Below are 3,788 nucleotides of genomic sequence, written 5' to 3' on the forward strand. Positions count from 1 at the left end.
CTCATCCTGTCAGGATGATCCGGTTATCGCCCGGCGCTGCGATGCGATCATCATCCCAGCACTCGATCAGCTAGGCCCGCGCCTGCTCGCGGGTGTCGGCCGCGTGCACGTTCCCGCGATCCTCATAGCTGGCGATCGCCTCGGCCGTGCGGCCGGTGGCGAGCTGGCGCGTCGCGCGGCGCTGCCAGTCGTCGCGCTGGCGGCGAATATCGGTGATCTCGACGCTGCCGTGCCGCTCCGCAATCGAGCGGAACGCTGCGCCGGCCTCGATCGCCTGAAGCTGCTCGGGATCTCCGACGAGCACCACCTTGGCGCCGCGCTTCTCGGCTTCCGAGACGACGCGCTCCATCTGCCGGCTGCCGATCATTCCCGCTTCGTCGATGACGAGCACGTCATCCGCGCCCAGCAACTCCCGTCCCTGCTTCCACTGATGCTCCAGGCTCGCCAGCGTGCGCGACTGGATGCCCGATCCGGCCTCCAGATTCTCGGCCGCGATGCCGGATAGCGCGGCGCCCTGGACGTGATAGCCCTCCGCCTCCCAGGCTTCGCGCGCCACGCCGAGCATAGCCGACTTGCCGGTGCCGGCATAGCCGATCACCGTGCTGACGCCCTTCGCGTCGGTGACATGCTCGAACGCGCTGCGCTGCTCCGCCGAAAGGGTCATTTCGCGCCGCTCGGCGCGAGCCAGCGCGGTCTTCTGATGCCGCTCCGCAACGCCATGATGACGGCGCGCCTCGAGCCGGATCGTCGCGCGCTCCATCCGCTGCTCGGTCTCGATCATAGAACGGCTGGTGAAGCGCTCGTCGCCCCGGCCGTCCTTGCCGAGCGCGACCAGCTCGGGCGCCGCCCGGACGGCCGTCATGATGCGGTCGAACTGGTCCTTTCCCTCGCTGTGCCGGTGCACGAACATGGCGAGGTCGCGTGTCGTGAAGGTCGCCTGCCCGTTCGTGATCGCGTCCAGCGCGAGCGCAGGCTTTGCGAGCAGCTTCTCGCCATTCGTGCGAGCAATCTCTCGATGCTCGTCGACCCGCTCCAGCGCGAGCCCTTTCCCGGCCATCCGCGATGCGGCCGGGCCGATCTTGTGCTGCGGCTCAAGATCGATGCCTTGGGCTTCGAGCGAGCGGTGATCGATGCGCGCGTCGATATCTAGCGCGGCAAGCCGCTCGTTGACATGCCCCGCCCAGGCCTCGCGCCAATGCTGAAGCAGCTCAGTGCGGTTCCACTCGCGGACCTTGGCGCCGAAGCCGTTCTCGTCGGCTTCGCGCATCGTGAGCATGACATGCGCGTGCGGCTTGGACTCGCCGTCCGCGCCGATATCTTGGTGCACATTGAGGTCGGCGATCATGCCGAGTCCGACGAACTCTTGGCTAACGAAGTCGCGGGCAAGGGATATGCCCATTTCTGGGGATAGCTCCCGGGGAATCGCGAACTCGATCTCGCGGGCGAGCTGGGCGTCGATCCTTTTCTCGGACGCCTCGACCTCGTTCCATAGCCGCTCCCGATCCGAGAAGTGCTCGGGCACGCCTTCCGGCAGCATCACCTCGGAGTGGATGACGCCGGCCTTGTTCGAGAAGTCGTGGTGCCGGTCGAGCCGCGCGTCATGGAGTCGTGACGCCGAGCGATAGGCCGCCGCCGCGAGCGCCGAGGATCCGGCCGCGCGGGAAATGACCTTGGCGGAGAAGTGGTAGATCGCCATCGCGATCCCCATCAAAGCGCACGTCGGCACGACGTATAAGCGCGCCCTCGACGAATCTCGTTCGTCTCGGGACCAGGCCCGATCCCATGCAGTCTCAAGCGATTGAGCTCGGCCGGAACGCCCAATAGCTGGAGCGTCCCCACATCCACTTGGAGGACGAATCCATGCGCAAACCCCGCGACTATGATGCCGAGCTGAAGGCCTTGGACGAGCGCGCCAGGGAGTTACGGACACGCAGGCTCGCCCAGTTCGGCGAGCTGGTCATCGCGACCGGTGCCGACGCGCTCGATGTCGAGATGCTCACCGGGGCACTGCTCGCCGCCGTCGAGTCAAAGGACAATGCGACGAAGGAGGCGTGGCGTCGTCGCGGCACCGCGTTCTTTCAGCGGTCGCCTCGCGGCGCTGCTGGCGGAGCTGGCGACCGCGCGCGCGACGGGGCGGCGGCTCAAGGCGGCACGCTCCCGGCTGGCGCTGAGACAGGCAAGGCGTGACAATCGAGACTGGGTCGTGAAGCGCCGCGAGCGCACGCGGCAGTTGATCGAGCTTGGCGGCCTCGTCGTGAAGGCCGGGCTGGTCGAGCTGACCGATGACGACCGAGCGGTGATCCTTGGGCTGCTCGACGCGGGCGCGGCGACCTTGCGCGGCGAGGATCGCGAGCGCGCGCTGGAGTCGTGGGGCCGACGGGGCCGGCGCGCATTCGGGATGAATGCGGCGCTGCGCGACGATGTCACTTCTTGAGCGCTTGGCGGTTGGCCGCGGCGCCCTTCATGGGCGCCGCAGCCATTCGCTCAGCGGGACCAGATCAGCCGGTGCTCGCCGCCCTCGCATTCGAGCAGCGAGGCGTAGATCGGGGCCGGGAAGCTCGGATCGTCGAGCTTGAGCGAGAGATAGTCGCGATCGTCTCGCGTGGTCTTCTTCCAGGCCGCGCCGCATTCGATCGCCCCGGAGAAGATGCGATAGTCGGGAGCCTTGTCGTTGTCCTTGTCGGACGGGCGGAACGTCGCCTTGGCGTTGAGGGTGAGCGTCCTGATGATGCCGGTGAACCCGCCATTGTCGCTTTTGAAGGTGCCGATCTGTGCCATTGTCTGTCTCCTGTTGCCGAAGCCGCCCGATGCGGCCTCGATGGCGCCATCACGGGCGAGGCGGCGGCCGGCCCGCACCCCTGAGGGCCGCAGCAAAGCGAAGGACGGCGGGAGCTCAAGGCTTCTTGTCTCGCGAGGAGCCGCGACAGCGGCGGGGAAGAAGACCGGCGCGACGCCGTTGCGGGCTCAAGGCCGGGGCGCGCCCCTGCGCGCCCGTACCGCCTCGCCAGGCAGCCATTCGAAGAGGCCGTGCGGCGGCTTTGGCTAGTTTAGGAGATGACCGACCAGGGCAACACGTCGCTCAAGCGCCAATGGTCAGGTGGTTGCGGCCCAATGACTTGCTCGACCTCTCAATGTTTGCCGAACAATTGCCGACGAATGCACGGTTGACGCTCCAGCTTCGATAGATAAGGGAAGTGCGCAGAGGGAGAATGAAGCATGTCCGATACCGAAAGCGTGAGCACGATTGAGCTGGCGACAGAGATTACCATTGCCTGGCTCGGCAATCCGAATAGTCGCCCGGCGGCCGATGAAGTGCCGACGTTCTTCCGCAATATCCATGCGACCGTGAGCGAGCTCGCCGGCGTCCCGACCGGCGAAGCCGAAGATGCCGCCGAAGCACCCGCGCAGCCCGAACATGTTCCTGCGGTCACCGTGCGACGCTCGCTGGCCTCGAAGGACCACATCCTCTCGATGATCGACGGCAAGCCCTACAAGACGCTGCGCCGTCATCTGTCGACGCATGGCCTGACGCCGGCCGAGTATCGCCAGCGCTACAATCTCAAGGCCGATTACCCGATGGTCGCGCCGACTTATTCGGAAGCGCGCCGCGCGATGGCGCACAAGATCGGGCTGGGGCAAAAGGGCAGGCAGGCCAAGGCAGCGGCCGCCTCTGCTGCGAAACCGAAGCGCGCCCCACGCGCCTCCACCTCGGCCTGAACCAGCGAGCTCCGCGCGATCGATAGCGCGGGGCTAGCCGCTAGACGCACGCGTGCTACACCAGCGGTGGA

Annotated in this window: 4 protein-coding genes and 1 pseudogene; 3 read left to right on the forward strand and 2 right to left on the reverse strand. The window is 67.0% G+C overall.

Annotation, left to right across the window (positions count from 1 at the left end; all coding sequences use genetic code 11):
- Positions 1 to 7: 7 nt before the first annotated feature.
- A pseudogene (gene traA / locus ACT4N8_RS06155) lies at positions 8 to 1,696 on the reverse strand (Ti-type conjugative transfer relaxase TraA); the annotation flags it as partial.
- Between the two features lie 164 nt (positions 1,697 to 1,860).
- Here traA and ACT4N8_RS06160 point away from each other — a divergent pair.
- Both ACT4N8_RS06160 and ACT4N8_RS06165 read left to right on the forward strand, forming a co-directional pair.
- The gene (locus ACT4N8_RS06160) at positions 1,861 to 2,187 is read left to right on the forward strand and encodes a conjugal transfer protein TraD (RefSeq protein WP_444857257.1); all 327 of its coding nucleotides are present in this window, start codon (positions 1,861 to 1,863) and stop codon (positions 2,185 to 2,187) included.
- A gap of 16 nt (positions 2,188 to 2,203) precedes the next feature.
- A complete protein-coding gene (locus tag ACT4N8_RS06165; RefSeq protein WP_444857258.1) occupies positions 2,204 to 2,434 on the forward strand; it encodes a conjugal transfer protein TraD in 231 nt (76 codons plus the stop codon).
- 50 nt (positions 2,435 to 2,484) lie between these two features.
- Here ACT4N8_RS06165 and ACT4N8_RS06170 read toward each other — a convergent pair whose 3' ends face one another.
- The gene (locus ACT4N8_RS06170; RefSeq protein WP_444857259.1) at positions 2,485 to 2,778 is read right to left on the reverse strand and encodes a DUF736 domain-containing protein; all 294 of its coding nucleotides are present in this window, start codon (positions 2,776 to 2,778) and stop codon (positions 2,485 to 2,487) included.
- Between the two features lie 438 nt (positions 2,779 to 3,216).
- Between ACT4N8_RS06170 and ACT4N8_RS06175 the strand changes: the two genes are divergently transcribed.
- A complete protein-coding gene (locus ACT4N8_RS06175; protein ID WP_444857260.1) occupies positions 3,217 to 3,717 on the forward strand; it encodes a MucR family transcriptional regulator in 501 nt (166 codons plus the stop codon).
- Positions 3,718 to 3,788 lie beyond the last annotated feature (71 nt).

The organism is Sphingosinicella sp., assembly GCF_052387495.1.
Lineage (GTDB): Bacteria > Pseudomonadota > Alphaproteobacteria > Sphingomonadales > Sphingomonadaceae > Allosphingosinicella.